This window comes from Planomonospora antibiotica, assembly GCF_014647955.1.
GTDB lineage: Bacteria > Actinomycetota > Actinomycetes > Streptosporangiales > Streptosporangiaceae > Planomonospora > Planomonospora parontospora.
Genome location: NZ_BMQE01000049.1, coordinates 1 through 13348, shown reverse-complemented (window position 1 = coordinate 13348; position 13348 = coordinate 1). Strand labels below are relative to the sequence as shown.

The 13348-nt window shown below is 72.0% G+C and carries 15 protein-coding genes and 2 pseudogenes; 10 read left to right on the top strand and 7 right to left on the bottom strand.

The features are described 5' to 3' along the window. Positions 1 to 27 precede the first annotated feature (27 nt). Complete coding sequence (locus IEZ06_RS29970) at positions 28 to 675, bottom strand: response regulator (RefSeq protein ID WP_189240047.1); 648 nt, start codon at positions 673 to 675, stop codon at positions 28 to 30. Further along, on the bottom strand, positions 672 to 1808 hold the full coding sequence (locus tag IEZ06_RS29965; RefSeq protein ID WP_189240046.1) for a sensor histidine kinase: 1137 nt from the start codon (positions 1806 to 1808) through the stop codon (positions 672 to 674). Before IEZ06_RS29965 ends, IEZ06_RS29970 begins: the two co-directional genes overlap by 4 nt. Positions 1809 to 1925: 117 nt before the next feature. Between IEZ06_RS29965 and IEZ06_RS29960 the strand changes: the two genes are divergently transcribed. From IEZ06_RS29960 to IEZ06_RS36800, 4 genes are read left to right on the top strand one after another with little or no spacing between them, the layout of a single operon-like run. Continuing rightward, the gene (locus IEZ06_RS29960; RefSeq protein WP_189240045.1) at positions 1926 to 2462 is read left to right on the top strand and encodes a hypothetical protein; all 537 of its coding nucleotides are present in this window, start codon (positions 1926 to 1928) and stop codon (positions 2460 to 2462) included. A gap of 57 nt (positions 2463 to 2519) precedes the next feature. Beyond that, complete coding sequence (locus IEZ06_RS29955) at positions 2520 to 3152, top strand: TetR/AcrR family transcriptional regulator (RefSeq protein WP_189240044.1); 633 nt, start codon at positions 2520 to 2522, stop codon at positions 3150 to 3152. Continuing rightward, positions 3149 to 4018: an ABC transporter ATP-binding protein gene (locus IEZ06_RS29950; RefSeq protein ID WP_189240043.1), complete on the top strand. Its 870-nt coding sequence runs from the start codon at positions 3149 to 3151 to the stop codon at positions 4016 to 4018. The genes IEZ06_RS29955 and IEZ06_RS29950 overlap by 4 nt, the downstream gene beginning before the upstream one ends. Continuing rightward, positions 3979 to 4596, top strand: a complete 618-nt coding sequence (locus IEZ06_RS36800; protein ID WP_229798900.1) for a hypothetical protein — start codon at positions 3979 to 3981, stop codon at positions 4594 to 4596. Before IEZ06_RS29950 ends, IEZ06_RS36800 begins: the two co-directional genes overlap by 40 nt. 196 nt (positions 4597 to 4792) lie before the next feature. On the opposite strand, the pseudogene IEZ06_RS37745 reads toward IEZ06_RS36800, so the two are convergent. Further along, positions 4793 to 4918, bottom strand: a pseudogene (locus IEZ06_RS37745) (helix-turn-helix domain-containing protein); the annotation flags it as partial. Positions 4919 to 5056: 138 nt separating this feature from the next. On the opposite strand from IEZ06_RS37745, the gene IEZ06_RS29940 reads away from it, so the two are divergent. Then, complete coding sequence (locus IEZ06_RS29940; protein WP_189240041.1) at positions 5057 to 6988, top strand: fumarylacetoacetate hydrolase family protein; 1932 nt, start codon at positions 5057 to 5059, stop codon at positions 6986 to 6988. Then, positions 6985 to 7314, top strand: coding sequence for a DUF2867 domain-containing protein (locus IEZ06_RS29935; RefSeq protein WP_189240040.1), 330 nt, complete (start codon positions 6985 to 6987; stop codon positions 7312 to 7314). Before IEZ06_RS29940 ends, IEZ06_RS29935 begins: the two co-directional genes overlap by 4 nt. Positions 7315 to 7712: 398 nt before the next feature. On the opposite strand, the gene IEZ06_RS36795 is transcribed toward IEZ06_RS29935, so the two are convergent. Then, positions 7713 to 7976 (bottom strand): hypothetical protein, encoded by a 264-nt coding sequence (locus IEZ06_RS36795; protein ID WP_229798898.1) that lies wholly within the window; start codon positions 7974 to 7976, stop codon positions 7713 to 7715. Here IEZ06_RS36795 and IEZ06_RS37740 point away from each other — a divergent pair. Together IEZ06_RS37740 and IEZ06_RS29925 are read left to right on the top strand one after the other, a co-directional pair. Next, positions 7962 to 8030 (top strand): annotated as a pseudogene (locus IEZ06_RS37740) (hypothetical protein); the annotation flags it as partial. The gene IEZ06_RS36795 and the pseudogene IEZ06_RS37740 overlap by 15 nt on opposite strands. 112 nt (positions 8031 to 8142) lie before the next feature. After that, positions 8143 to 8910, top strand: coding sequence for a TSUP family transporter (locus IEZ06_RS29925; RefSeq protein ID WP_189240039.1), 768 nt, complete (start codon positions 8143 to 8145; stop codon positions 8908 to 8910). A gap of 204 nt (positions 8911 to 9114) precedes the next feature. Here IEZ06_RS29925 and IEZ06_RS29920 read toward each other — a convergent pair whose 3' ends face one another. Both IEZ06_RS29920 and IEZ06_RS29915 read right to left on the bottom strand, forming a co-directional pair. Further along, positions 9115 to 10278, bottom strand: coding sequence for an MFS transporter (locus tag IEZ06_RS29920; RefSeq protein WP_189240038.1), 1164 nt, complete (start codon positions 10276 to 10278; stop codon positions 9115 to 9117). Between the two features lie 200 nt (positions 10279 to 10478). Next, positions 10479 to 11237: a DeoR/GlpR family DNA-binding transcription regulator gene (locus tag IEZ06_RS29915; protein WP_189240037.1), complete on the bottom strand. Its 759-nt coding sequence runs from the start codon at positions 11235 to 11237 to the stop codon at positions 10479 to 10481. A gap of 54 nt (positions 11238 to 11291) precedes the next feature. Here IEZ06_RS29915 and IEZ06_RS29910 point away from each other — a divergent pair, with 54 nt between their 5' ends. Both IEZ06_RS29910 and IEZ06_RS29905 read left to right on the top strand, forming a co-directional pair. Next, complete coding sequence (locus IEZ06_RS29910) at positions 11292 to 12299, top strand: helix-turn-helix transcriptional regulator (RefSeq protein ID WP_189240036.1); 1008 nt, start codon at positions 11292 to 11294, stop codon at positions 12297 to 12299. 282 nt (positions 12300 to 12581) lie between these two features. Beyond that, on the top strand, positions 12582 to 12785 hold the full coding sequence (locus tag IEZ06_RS29905) for a cold-shock protein (RefSeq protein ID WP_049562746.1): 204 nt from the start codon (positions 12582 to 12584) through the stop codon (positions 12783 to 12785). Positions 12786 to 12865: 80 nt separating this feature from the next. Here the strand turns inward: IEZ06_RS29905 and IEZ06_RS29900 are convergent, their stop codons facing one another. Continuing rightward, on the bottom strand, positions 12866 to 13282 hold the full coding sequence (locus tag IEZ06_RS29900; RefSeq protein ID WP_229798895.1) for a DUF6223 family protein: 417 nt from the start codon (positions 13280 to 13282) through the stop codon (positions 12866 to 12868). Positions 13283 to 13348: the final 66 nt, after the last annotated feature.

Genomic DNA, 13348 nt, shown 5'->3' with positions numbered 1-13348 from the left:
GGGCAGCGGGTAGGCGGTGCCGGCGGTTCACGCGTGGCCGTGTTCCCAGGCCCAGGCGGCGATGCCCACGCGGTTGCGCACCCCGAGCTTGCGCTGGACGTTGGCCACGTGGGTCTTGGCGGTACCGGCCGAGATGAACAGCTCGGCGGCGATCTCGGGGTTGGACTTGCCTGCGGCAACCAGCTTGACGATCTCCAGCTCGCGGTCGCTCAGCGGTTGTTCGCCCGGTACGCCGGTCCGGGCGGGCGACGGGGTGAGATGGCGCAGCAGGCGTACGGTCACCGACGGGCTGATCAGCGCATCGCCCGCGGCTGCCGCTCTGATGCCCTCCACGAGGAGCACCGGCCCCGCATGTTTGAGCAGGAAACCGCAGGCTCCTGCGCGGAGCGCGGCGTGCACGTACTCGTCGAGGTCGTAGGTGGTCACGACGATCACCCGCATCGGTGCCGCCGCCTCGGGGCCGGCCAGGCGCCGGGTGAGTTCGAGCCCGTCCATACGCGGCATGCGGATGTCGGCGACGACCACGTCCGGCCGGAGTTCGCGGGCGAGGTCGAGCGCGGCCAGGCCGTCCGGTGCCTCGCCCACCACCTCCAGATCCGGCTGGACGGCGAGGATCGTACGGAAGCTGCGCCGGACGGTCGGCTGATCGTCGGCGATCAGAACCCGGATGGTCATGGGAACACCGCCTTCACCACCCAGCCGCCGCCGGCGGCGCGGCCGGAGGTGAACTCGCCGCCCAGCGCCTGCACCCGCTCGGCCAGCCCGGCCAGGCCGACACCGGCGCGTTCGGCGGACGGCAGGCGTAACAGTGCCTGGTCGCGTGCCTGGTCGTGCGCGTGGTCGGCGACGGTCACGACGACCGCCCCCGTCTCGTCGGTCACCTGGATGGCGACACTCGACCCGGCCGGCGCGTGCTTCCTGACATTGGTGAGCGCCTCGACGACGATGCGGTAGATCGTGGTCGCGATCTCGCGCGGCACCGGGCCGGATGGTTCGACGCGCATCTCGGTGTCGGGGAAACCCGCGTCGGCGAAACGCCGTACCAGATCGGGCAGGCCGTCGAGTCCGGGCAGCGGCTCGGCGGAGGCGCTGTCGCCCTCCAGCTCGCGCAGCATGCGCACGGTCCGGTCCATGGACGCGAGTGCTCGCGCGCCGTCCTCCTCGATCGCCCGCAGGGCCGCCGCGGCCTCGGACGGATCGCGGTCGAGCAGGATCTGCGCCGCCTGCGCCTGGATGACCATGGCGCTGACGTCGTGGGCGACGAAGTCGTGCAGGTCGCGGGCCAGTTGCAGGCGCTGGGTGCGGCGGGCCTGCCTGACCGCGTCGACCCGGCGCCGGTCGAGGGTGCGCAGATAGGCGCCGAGACCGACCGCGCCTGCCGTACCGATGGACCAGAAGAGGGTGAGGGCGACCGCGTCGAGGCCCGAGGGCGGCGGCTGGGTGATCTGCAACCCCAGCAGCGCTTCGGAGATCGCGGCCACTCCCACCGCCGGGGCTGCCTGCCGTACGGCGGACCAGCGCACGGTCAGCGTGATGAGCGTGAGCACGGCGACCGTGTGGACGTAGGTCGACGGGCCGCCGGGGATGCCCGGATCGGCCAGCCAGGCGAGCGTGCACGTCGCGCCGGCCACACCTGCGGTCGCCGTGATCGCCGCCAGGAGGGGGCGTGCCCGCGGCCACCAGACGAGCGACATGGCCGCGACCGTGAGCAGCGCGGGCACGACGACGAGCGGGCTCGGGAGCGGCCGGAGGACGAGTGTGAGCGCGAGCGCGCCGGCCACCGCCGGCCCGCCGGCGAGGAATCTCATGACGGCACCCTAGGACAGCCGCCCGCGCCGGCGAATCGGCCGATCGGCAGATGTCTTCCCCGCCTTGGCGGCGCAGTCTGGGTCCACGTCATCCGCGACAGTCCTGGAGGTAGAACGATGACGATCAACTTGCTGCACAAGGCTCCGGCCGCCAGCGACACCGAACGGCCCGTCCCGCGCTGGGCGCTGCGTGCCGCCTACGCGCTTCCCTGGCTGCTGCTCCCCTCGTGCCTGTGGAGGCTGCCGTTCGCCTTTCACTTCGAGATGGGTCAGCTCAGCGACGCGCCGGTGTCGCCGTTGTGGATCACCATCCCGTACGTGTTCGGGCTCAGTGTGCTCACGGAACTGGCGGCGCTGCTCAGCATCGGTCTGGTGCGCCGGTGGGGCGAGGTGGTGCCGGGCTGGATCCCGGTCATCGGCGGCCGGCGTGTGCCGCCGATGGCGGCGGTCGTCCCTGCCGTGGCCGGCGGGCTGCTCTTGACCGTGGTCTCGGTGTGGATGGTGCTCACCTGGATCGGGGTCTCCGGGCGCATGGCGTATGAGAACGGCTGGTGGCAGGCGCTGGCCATGGTGTGCATCACCCCGCTCGCGCTGTGGGGCCCGATCTTGCTCGCCCTGGCCCACGCCTACCACCGGCGCCGCCGCCACGCCTGAAGGTCCCCGGACCGGCGCTGAACGCTTGCATGGTGAGCAATACATCTGTATAGAGCATTGGACGTACGACCAATCACTGAAGAGGATCTGACGACGCGTGCGCGCATCCGCGACGCGGCGATGGCGTTGTTCGCCGAGCAGGGGGTCAAGGCCACCACGATCCGCGGGATCGCCGAGGCCGCCAAGGTCTCGCCGGGCCTGGTGCAGCACCACTTCGGCACCAAGGAGGCGCTCAGGCACGCGTGCGACGAGTACGTCCTCGGCTACCTGCGCGACCAGGTCACCGCAGGCGTCACCGACCGAGGCCTGGACAAGCCGGAATTCATCGAGAACGTCCACCGGACCGCGCCGCCCCTGATGAAGTACCTCGGCCGCGCCCTCGTGGACGGCTCCCCGGCGGCCGCCGCGATGTTCGACGAACTCGTCCGCGTGACGGAGGAGCACCTCGCCGACGACGAGCGGTCCGAGGCCGATCACCGCGCCCGCGCGACCGTGCTGACGGCGATGAAGCTGGGCATCACGGTGCTGCACGAGCACGTATCCCGCGCGCTCGGCACAGACCTGTACGACTCGCGGGGCGCGCTGCGCGCCGGCAAGGCCCAGCTTGACCTGATCAGACCGGAATTCCTCGGCCGCGAGCTGTTCGACCGAGCGCGGACGGGCCTGGAGAAGCTCGAGGGACGACGATGAACGCCGCAGTGCACGCCGACGGCCTGGTCAAGACCTTCGGCCGGGCCAGGGCCCTGGACGGGCTCGACCTCACCGTCAGGACGGGCGAGGTGCACGGCTTCCTCGGCCCCAACGGCGCGGGCAAGACCACCACGATCCATATCCTGCTGGGTCAGATGCGCGCCGACGGCGGCCGGATCGCGTTACTCGGCGGCGACCCCTGGCGCGATGCCACCGAGCTGCACCGAAGGCTCGCCTACGTGCCCGGCGACGTCACCCTGTGGCCCTCGCTCACCGGCGGCGAGGTCATCGACCTGCTGGGCAGGGTTCGCGGCGGCCTCGACCCGAAGCGCCGCGCCGAGCTGCTGGAGCGCTTCGAGCTCGACCCGCGCAAGAAGTGCCGCACCTACTCCAAGGGCAACCGGCAGAAGGTGGCGCTGGTGGCCGCCTTCGCCTCCGACGTCGAACTGCTGATCCTCGACGAGCCGGCCTCGGGCCTGGACCCGCTCATGGAGGCGGTCTTCAACGAGTGCGTCCTGCGGGAGAAGCGCAACGGCCGCACCGTACTGCTGTCCAGCCACATCCTGTCGGAGGTGGAGACGCTGTGCGACCGCGTCAGCATCATCCGCACCGGCCGCACCGTCGAGTCCGGCACCCTGACCGACCTGCGCCACCTCACCCGCACCTCCGTCACCGCCGAGCTGATCGGGCCGGCGCCCGGCCTGGCCGCCCTGCCACCGCGCTGCTTCCGGCGAGCATCGCCTCCGCCACCACCGGCCTGTACGCCGACCAGGCCGCCCGCGACTCCTTCGCGGCGGCCTCGGCGGGCAACCCCGCGCAGCTGGCGATGCGCGGCCCCATCTACGACGCGAGCGTCGGCGGCTTGACCGCCTGGACGCTCGGCTCCTCTCTCGCGCTGATCGGCGGGCTGATCAGCATTCTGCTGGTGATCAGGCACACCCGCGTCGAGGAGGAGACCGGCCGGCGCGAGCTGCTGGCCTCGGGGGTCATACGCCGACGACCAGTGGTGGGTGCTGGGGTTGACCGCGGTGTCCGTCGCCGCCCTGACGGCGGCCGCGTTCGCGCTTTCCACGCGGCGGGACGTAGCAAGCGGCCTGATCTCCGCCCGCCCCGGACCCGCCCCGGACCCGCCACCGGGACGCTGCGGGGCGCGTTCGGGCTGGCCGCTCGCCTGCACCGCGGCACCTTGGCGGGCTTCGCGATCGGTTTCGGAGCGCTGGGCGCCCTGCTCGGCCTCTTCCTGGCCGTGGATCTGCTGGCGGAGTTCAAGCTGGCCACCGGAGTCATCCTCGAGCTTTCTCCGTTCGTGCATGTGCCGGCGCTGCTCCTGGACGGCGCCTCGTCACCGGTGGCGCCGCTGCTGGGGCTGACCGTGGTGGCCATCGCCCTGACCGCGGCGGGGCTGGCGTTCCTGCGTCGCCGCGACCTGGTGCCCTCCGCGTGAAGCCGGCCGCGCCGACATCAGGTGAGGATGAGGCTCGCGGGTAGCAGGGTGATGAACAGGCGGGTGGCCGGCAGCCGGACGAAGTCCATGACCTGGTCGAGCGCGTCCCCGGCCGTATCGGCCGGGTGGGCCGGGGGAGGCCGGCCAAGCCGGCGTGGAGCTGGTCGTCGAGCACGGCTTCGAGCACGGCTTCGAGCAGGCCCGGCTTGTGGCCGAAGGACTGGGGGACGGAGCCGCGGCTGATGCCGGCTTTGTCGGCGATGTCGATGAAGCTCCTCGGCCGGTAGCCCCGCTCGGCGAAGAGTCCGACGGCGGCCGTCACCAGGAGGCGGCGACTCTCCAGGGTCCTCTCGTTACGTCACGTGGCCATGGGTTCCATCCAACCAGGTATGCCGGAGAGCAGAGCGTATGCTGATCGATATATTCTATGTTGATCAACATAGAAATGAGGAGGTTCGCCATGCGCTGGGTGACCTACGCGACCGGCACCGGTGACCGCACCGGCGTACTCGCCGAGGACCTGATCCACCCCGTCCCGCCAGGAACCGGCCTGATCGATCTCATCAGCCGGGGCGCGGACGAACTGCGCGCGGCCGGGGAGGCCGCCCTGGCCTCGGGCGAGCGGCCGGTCCCGCTGGCCGACGCCAGGCTGCGCGCGCCGATCCCGCGCCCGCCGTCCGTCCGCGACTGCCTGTGCTTCCTGGAGCACATGCGCAACTGCCAGCAGGCCTCCGGCGCGCCTCGCACGCTCAAGGACGCCTGGTACGAGATCCCCGCCTTCTACTTCGCCTCTCCGGCGACGATCGTCGGACCGTACGACGACGTGCCGATCTCCCCCGGCAGCGCCTGGTTCGACTTCGAGCTGGAGATCGCCGCGGTCATCGGCCCCGGCGGCCGAGACCTCACCCCCGAGCAGGCCGAGCGGCACATCATCGGCTACACCATCTACAACGACTGGTCGGCCCGCGACCTGCAGCTGCGCGAGTCGCCGCTGGCGATCGGCCAGGCCAAGGGCAAGGACGGCGCCACCACCCTCGGCCCGTTCCTGGTCACCCCCGACGAGCTGACGCCGCACCACCGCGACGGCCGACTCGCCCTGCACGTCGAGGCCACGGTCAACGGCCGCACCATCGGCTCGGGCCGTACCGACGCCATGGACTGGAGCTTCGGCGAGGTCGTCTCCTACGCCTCGCGCGGCGTCGACCTGCTGCCCGGTGACGTGTTCGGCTCGGGCACCGTGCCCGGCTGCTGCCTCATCGAGCACCTGTCACTCGCCGACCCCGCCTCCTTCCCCGGCTGGCTGCGCGACGGCGACGTCGTCGAGCTGACCGTCGAGGGGCTGGGCGCGATCCGGCAGACGGTGCGCGCGTCGGCGGCGCCGTACCGGCTGGCGCCCCGGCACAACCCCGACCGGCGGCCACCCCGCCCGCGCGTCAACCGCGCCCCGTCGCGGCTGCCCTACACGCGCGGCCTGCACGAGATCGGCGCGGGCGTGTGGGCGTGGCTGCTGCCCGACGGCGGGTACGGCTGGAGCAACGCCGGCCTGATCGCGGGCGACGGCGCGTCCCTCCTGGTCGACACCCTGTTCGACCTGCCGCTCACGGCCGAGATGCTCGCCGCCATGCGCGTCGTCACCGACCGGCACCCGCTCACCCACGCCGTCATCACGCACGCCAACGGCGACCACACCCACGGCAACCAGCTGCTGGGGGAGGCCGTCGAGATCATCGCCGCGGCGGCGACCTGCGCCGAGATGCGGCACGAGCTGCCGCCGGAGATGCTGACCGCCACCCAGGTCGTGGACATCGGCCCGGCGACGCCGTACTTCCGCGAGCGCTTCGGCGCCTTCGACTTCAGCGGCATCCGCCCGCGGCTGCCCGACCGCTCCTACGAAGGGGAGCTGACCCTGGACGTCGGGGGCCGCGAGGTGCGCGTGATGGACCTCGGACCGGCCCACACCGCCGCCGACTCGGTCGTGCACGTGCCGGACGCGGACGTGCTGTTCGCGGGCGACCTGCTGTTCATCGGCTGCACCCCGATCGTGTGGAGCGGTCCGATCTCCGGCTGGATCGCCGCCTGCGACAGAATGATCGCCACCGGCGCGGCCACGATCGTCCCCGGCCACGGCCCGGTCACCGGCCCCGACGGCGTCCGCGCGGTACGCGGCTATCTCGCCCACGTGGTCGAGCAGGCCGACGCCGCCCACGCCCGCGGCCTGTCCTTCGCCGAGGCGATCGAGAAGGTCGACCTGGACGAGTACGCCACCTGGCTGGACGCCGAGCGGATCGTGGTCAACCTCCACCGCCGCTACCGCGAGCTCGACCCCGCCGCCACCCCCGACCTCGACCAGCTCACGCTGCTGGCCATGATGGCCGAACGGGGCCTGTCGTGAGGCTGCCCAAGAGCGCGCACACGTCTCTCCCCTGGCGCATCCACGAGCTCACGCGGGACTTCTCGGTCGAGGACGTGTGGTCGTTCCGCACTCCGGGAGCCGGTCCCGGCGACTTCCCGGCGATGCTCGCGGCCATGCGCGCGGCCATGCGCGCGACCGGCGGGCCCGCGAGGCTGCGGATGGCCGTCCTCGTCAAGCCAAACGGCCGGTTCGGACGCCTCTACATGGCCGCCATCGCCCCGTTCCGGTACCTCGTCGTCTACCCGGCCCTGACCCGGCAGTGGGAGCGGGCCTGGCGCGCCCACCTGGAGCGGACGTCACGATGAACACCGGGAAGCCGTCGCGCTCCACCGGGTCCGCTCGTCAACGAAGGACAGCGCATGCTGGGCGGCGCGACGGTAGCGCTCGTCGGCCCAGACGGCGCGCTCCGTCACGGGGCTTGAGCAGCAACCGAACGGCCGGTCACGTCGGGGAGGGCGGCGGGCACCGCTTACCGTGATCGGCCGTCGTGATGCGGGCGGTCGAGGGGACGGCCGGTAGGACCTGGTTAGCCGATGAGGTGCACGGTGTGACGGCTACCGGTCCTGCTGGGCCTCGACGAGCCGGGCTTCCTCGGTCGTCTTGTGGACGACGCCGATGGAGACCTCGACTCCGGCGGCGATGGTGCGGATGGATTCCCCCCACGCCGGCGGCGATCCGGGCGGACCCTGGTCCCGTCCGATGGTCAGCCTGCTGAAGGGGCGGAGATGGTGATCAGCACCGGTTCGGTCATGCCGGTGGCGCGCAAGGCGTCAACGAAGACGTCGGTGACCCATGCGGCCGCGTTCAGAGACCACTCCCGCACCCCGCACCGGAAGGCCCGGCCGCAGCGCAGGCCCTCGAAGTAGATCCCCCCGGCGAGCGGCGGCGCCAATCCGGCCGGCGCCGTCTCGGCGTCAGCCGGCGCACGCTCCGCCGCGACGACGCCGAGACGGTGGAGTTCGCCCACCGCACCCGCACCGGCCGGACCGCGCCCAGGACAGTCCACCCGCACCACATCGTCCGCGTCGAGAACCGCCTGTACCTCGTCGCCTGGGACCTCGACCGGGCCGACTGGCGCACGGGGAGCGGTCGGTACGCTCTGGCCGGCGGACATGCGACTTCGGAGGACATATATGGATATAGGGCAGATAGTGCTGCTGATGGTGGCCGCTGCCGGAGCGGGCTGGATCGACGCCGTGGTCGGCGGGGGAGGCCTGGTGCAGCTCCCCGCGCTGCTGGTGGCGGGCGTGCCGCCGATCCAGGCGATGGCCACCAACAAGTTCTCCTCCGTCTTCGGCACGGCCTCGGCGGCCGTCACCTACGCCCTCACCACGAAGATCGACAAGCGGGTGGCGGTCCCCGCCGGGCTGGCCGCGGTGCTCCTGTCCGGGCTCGGCGCCTCGGCCGTGTCGCTGATCTCGAAGGACGCGCTGATCCCGCTGGTGATGGCCGTTCTGGTGGGAGTGGCGCTGTTCGTCACCTTCCGCCCCGCCCTCGGCACCCGCCCGCAGCCGCAGCTGGGCACCCCGGCCCGGACGCTGACGGCGATCGGTGTCACCGGGGTCGGCATCGCCTTCTACGACGGCATCATCGGCCCGGGCACGGGTACCTTTCTGATCATCGCCTTCACGGTCATCCTCGGCATGGACTTCGTGGACGGCTCGGCCCACTCGAAGATCGTCAACTTCTGCACGAACGTGGGGGCGCTGCTGGTGTTCGGGTTCCAGGGGGAGGTGCTGTGGCTCCTCGGCCTGGGGATGGCGGCGTGCAACATCGCCGGAGCGCAGCTCGGCGCGCGGATGGCGCTGCGCAGGGGAGCGAAGTTCGTGCGGATCGTCCTGCTGTGCGTGGTCGCCGCGATGGTCGCCAAGCTCGGCTACGACCGGTTCCTGGCCGCCTGACCGGGAGGTGGCCGGGTTCCAGACGATGCGGCGGCCTGCCGTTCGTTCTCATCGCAGTCCGTCCTGTGCGCAGGTCCCAGAACCCCAGGCCTGGGGGAGCGGCAGCCCCGGGCCCGGATGGAGAGGTCCCAGGGGATGGGGCCGGGAGTTCACCGACGGGGCATCGGCTCACGCACCCTGCTGTCACTCCGGCCCTCAATAAATCTACTTTGTAAAGGAACCAGTTCTTACAATCGAAGCCCCCAGACCCACGAACAACGCCAACAAGACGGGAATCGCCAGCGCATAGGAGAGGCCGAGGACCTCCGCCGCACCTCCGATCAGCACCGGGCCGGAGAGGAAGCCCGCGTAGCCGAGGCTGGCCACCCGAGCCAGGGCCCGGCCGGCGCGGGCGGGATCGCAGCGGCCCGCCGCTGAGAAGACCTGGGGGACGATGCAGGACAGGCCCGCGCCGAAACAGGCGAAGCCGATCACTCCGGCGATCGGCAGGTTCACCAGCAGGGCGGCGCCGAGTCCGGTGGCGGCGAGGAGACCGCAGCCGCGGACCAGGGCGACCGGACCGAACGCGGCGGCGAGCCGGTCCCCGGCGAGGCGCCCGGCGGTCATCATGATGGAGAAGGCGGCGTAGGCTGCCGCGGCGAACCCGTCGGAGCCGCTGAGCTCGTGCAGGTAGACCGAGCTCCAGTCGGCGGCGGCGCCTTCCCCGATCATGCAGCAGAAGGCGAGCATGCCCAGGAGGAGCACGCCGCGGCCGGTGCCGCCCGGGCCGGTTTCCGCCGATGCGGGGCCGGCGTCCACCGCGAGCGCCCATCGGGAAGCCCAGAGCGCCATGCCCGCGATGACTGTGGCCACGGCGGTGAAGGTGAGAGCGGGGGAGAGTGCGGTGGCTGCGAGGAGGCCGCCGGTGGCCGCGCCGACGAAACCGCCGATGCTGAACACTGCATGGAAGGAGGACATGAGGGACCGGCCGGCGGCGCGCTCGACCTCGACGGCGTTGGCGTTCATCGCGACGTCGAGGATGCCGTGGACCGCGCCGAAGACGAACAGGGCGAGAGCGAGGGCGGCCAGGTTCGGGACCAGAGCCGGCAGGACCAGGGCGGCGCCCTGCGCGAAGGCCATCGGCAGCATCACCCGGACGCTGCCGTAACGGTCGACCAGGCGGCCCACCACCTGCATGCCGGTGATCGCCCCGGCGGCGATGCCGAGCAGGCCGAGGCTGAGCTGGCCGTCGCTGAGGCCGAGGTCGTGTTTGATCGTCGGGATGCGGGCGGTCCAGGTGCCGATGGCCATGCCGGAGAGCAGGAACAGCAGGTAGACCGCGATCCGGCCGCGCCGCAGGGCGGTCCGATCGTCATGGACGAGGGTCATGGGGATCTCCAAGGGCGGCGGTGCGCCGCGCGTCGTGGGGGCCGTGCTCAGCCGCAGGCGCCTGAGCGGTGGGCAGCCGTGAGGTCCGTCGGGGGAGCCACGGGGAAGTGGTGTGTGACCGCGTCATGGGGCGGTGGAGACGGCGGAAGGACGGAAGCAGCGGTGAAGGGGGCGGCGGGGCGGAACGCGGCGGGACCGGGTCAGACGGTGCGGACGGTGACGCCGGCGGCGGTGAGGGCGTCGTGCTCGGACGGAGGGATCGCATCGTCGGTGACGACCAGGTCGAGGTGGTCCAGAGGGCAGACGGCGCCGAAGGCGGTGCGGGTGAACTTGCTCGAGTCGGTGGCCACGACGACGCGGCGGGCGGAGGCGATCGCGGCCTGCTTGACGGCGGCCTCCGACAGGTCGTGGGCGGTCAGGCCGTGCTCGGCGGACAGTCCGCAGCAGCCGATGACGGCCGTGTCGAAGCGCAGGGAGCGGATGGCGCCCTCGGTGAGAGGGCCGGTGAGATCGAGTTCGCCGGGGCGGACCTCGCCGCCGGGAAGGACGAGGCGGATCCGCGGGGCCGTGCCGAGCTCGTGGGCCGACTGCAGGGAGAGCGGCAGGACGGTCATCCGGCGATCGCGGATCGCGCGGGCGACCTCTAGGGCGGTGGTGCCGGAGTCCAGCAGGACGGCCTCCCCGTCGGAGAGCAGCGACGCCACCTCGGCGGCGACGCGCCGTTTGACCTCCGCCGCCTCACGTTCGCGGACCGCGAAGGGGGGCTCCTCCCCGCGCAGCAGCAGGCTGACCGCGCCCCCGCGCACCCGCCTGACCACGCCCTGCTGGGCGAGCTCGTCGAGGTCGCGCCTGATGGTCATCTCGGAGACCGCGTGCTCGAGCGCGAGCTCGGCCACCGAGACGGAGTCGCTGGTCCGCAGGGCGGTCATGATGGCGCGGAGGCGATCGGTGCTTTCCATGTGTTCATTTGAACACGGGTTATGTTCGAATGGCAACCGGGGGAGAATGAGTGCATGCGTGCGAGTCGTCTCCTGTCCCTCCTCCTCCTGCTGCAGACGCGGGGACGGATGACGGCCACCGAGCTCTCCGAGGAACTGGAGGTCTCGATCCGGACGGTCTACCGGGACGTGGAGGCGCTGTCGTCGGCCGGGGTGCCGGTGTACGCCGATCGCGGCCCCGCCGGGGGCTACCGGCTCCTGGACGGCTACCGCACCCGCCTGAACGGGCTGACGGCCGAGGAGGCCTCCTCGCTGTTCCTGGCGGCCCTGCCCGGTCCGGCGGCCGAGCTGGGGCTGGGCGAGGTGGCCGCCGCCGCGGAGCTGAAGCTGCTGGCCGCGCTGCCGCCGGGACCGCGTTCCCACGCCGCCCGGATGCGCGAGCGCTTCCACCTCGATGTTCCGGGGTGGTACCGCAGCGCGGAGGAGGCGCCGTTCCTGGGCGAGGTCGCCGGGGCGGTGTGGGAGCAGCGCCCGGTGCGGATGACCTACCGCCGCTGGGGTCCGGAGGACGTGGAGCGCCTGGTCCATCCGTACGGCCTCGTGCTGAAGGGCGGGTCGTGGTACATGGTGGCGTCGCCGGGGCAGGAGGCGCCGCGCACCTACAAGGTGGCGCGGATCGTGGCCGCAGAGGTGCTCGACGGGTGCTTCGAACGGCCCGAGGGGTTCGACCTCGCGGACTTCTGGGCGCGGTACACCGCGGATTTCCGGGAGCGCATGTACACCGCTCACGCGGTGATCCGGCTGGCCCCCGGACTGGAGGGCCTGCTGCGCTACACGGTGGGGGAGGACCCCGCCGACACCGCGCTCGCCGGCGCCGGGCCGCCCGACGAGCACGGCTGGAGGGTGCTGCGCCTGCCGGTCGAGTCGATCCGGCACGCCCGGTGGCTGCTGCTGCGCCTGGGGACCGACGTCGAGGTGCTGGAGCCGCCGGAGCTGCGTGCGGCGATGGCCGAGACGGCGGCCTCCCTCGCGGTCCTGTACGGCCCGCCTCCGGCCGATGGTCCCGCGCTCCCGGAAGGCTGAAGGTACGGGCGTCGCCGGCCTGCGCCTGCGGCGCCCCCCGCGCGCCGGTCCAGCCAGGATTCCGGAGCCAGGATTCCGGAGCCGGGATTTGCCCTTCGATACCGGAGACGCTAAACTGAACGCAGTTGCAGTTGTGGTACCCATGAAACTCTGTGTGCACCTGACGGGATGTGACCCTCAGGTGCATTTTTGTTTGCCGGTCATCTCCGGATGGGCTCATCTCGGCGACGCGGGATCCGTGCAGTGCGGGTTCCGGCTCTGCCCCTATCGAAGGAGATAGACATGGCTACTGGCACCGTGAAGTGGTTCAACGCGGAAAAGGGCTTCGGCTTCATCGAGCAGGACGGCGGCGGCGCCGACGTCTTCGCTCACTACTCGAACATCGCCGCCCAGGGTTACCGCGAGCTCCAGGAGGGCCAGAAGGTGTCGTTCGACGTCACCCAGGGCCAGAAGGGCCCGCAGGCCGAGAACATCGTTCCCGCCTGACCCGAAGCGCATCCGAGCCGGGGTCCGCAGCCGAAAGGCCGCGGGCCCCGGCTTGCGTTGTGGCCGGTCCGGCGCCGGGGTCAGGCGGTGCGGCGGGAGCCGGCCAGGGCCAGTCCACCGAGAACCGCGGCGATCGGCCCGACCACCAGGTCCACATAGCCCCCGACTATTCCGTAGCCGGTGCCGGGACCGCCCTCGGCGGCGGCCACGACCAGCCCGCCGATGACCACGCAGGCCAACCCCGCGGTCAGGGCCACGATGGCTCCCCTCCTCCCCGGTCGGCTGCCGGTACGGCCCGTGGAACGGGCCAGCGCCAGCCCGCCGATGACGACGCCGGCCAGGCCCAGCAGCGCGGCCACCGCGGACCAGAGACGCCCGGAGGTCAAGGTGTAAGCGCCGGCGGGCTGGGTCAGAACATGCGCTGCCGCCGGTGCGGCGAGCCCCGCGATTCGGAGCGGGGCGGCTGCGGCGGCGGTCAGCAGGTGACGGGCGGGCATGAGGATCCCTAAGATCGATTTGTCTGGAGTGAGTCGCTCTGGATGCCCAGGGCGACGGGGTGTGGC

Coding starts and splice junctions, on each gene's coding strand:
- IEZ06_RS29970 (WP_189240047.1), bottom strand. CDS start 675: ATGACCATCCGGGTTCTGATCGCCGACGATCAGCCGACCGTCCGGCGC.
- IEZ06_RS36800 (WP_229798900.1), top strand. CDS start 3,979: ATGCGCGGCCCCATCTACGACGCGAGCGTCGGCGGCTTGACCGCCTGG.
- IEZ06_RS29920 (WP_189240038.1), bottom strand. CDS start 10,278: ATGACCCTCGTCCATGACGATCGGACCGCCCTGCGGCGCGGCCGGATC.
- IEZ06_RS29905 (WP_049562746.1), top strand. CDS start 12,582: ATGGCTACTGGCACCGTGAAGTGGTTCAACGCGGAAAAGGGCTTCGGC.
- IEZ06_RS29950 (WP_189240043.1), top strand. CDS start 3,149: ATGAACGCCGCAGTGCACGCCGACGGCCTGGTCAAGACCTTCGGCCGG.
- IEZ06_RS29910 (WP_189240036.1), top strand. CDS start 11,292: ATGCGTGCGAGTCGTCTCCTGTCCCTCCTCCTCCTGCTGCAGACGCGG.
- IEZ06_RS29925 (WP_189240039.1), top strand. CDS start 8,143: ATGGATATAGGGCAGATAGTGCTGCTGATGGTGGCCGCTGCCGGAGCG.
- IEZ06_RS29900 (WP_229798895.1), bottom strand. CDS start 13,282: ATGCCCGCCCGTCACCTGCTGACCGCCGCCGCAGCCGCCCCGCTCCGA.
- IEZ06_RS29960 (WP_189240045.1), top strand. CDS start 1,926: ATGACGATCAACTTGCTGCACAAGGCTCCGGCCGCCAGCGACACCGAA.
- IEZ06_RS29940 (WP_189240041.1), top strand. CDS start 5,057: ATGCGCTGGGTGACCTACGCGACCGGCACCGGTGACCGCACCGGCGTA.
- IEZ06_RS29915 (WP_189240037.1), bottom strand. CDS start 11,237: ATGGAAAGCACCGATCGCCTCCGCGCCATCATGACCGCCCTGCGGACC.
- IEZ06_RS29965 (WP_189240046.1), bottom strand. CDS start 1,808: ATGAGATTCCTCGCCGGCGGGCCGGCGGTGGCCGGCGCGCTCGCGCTC.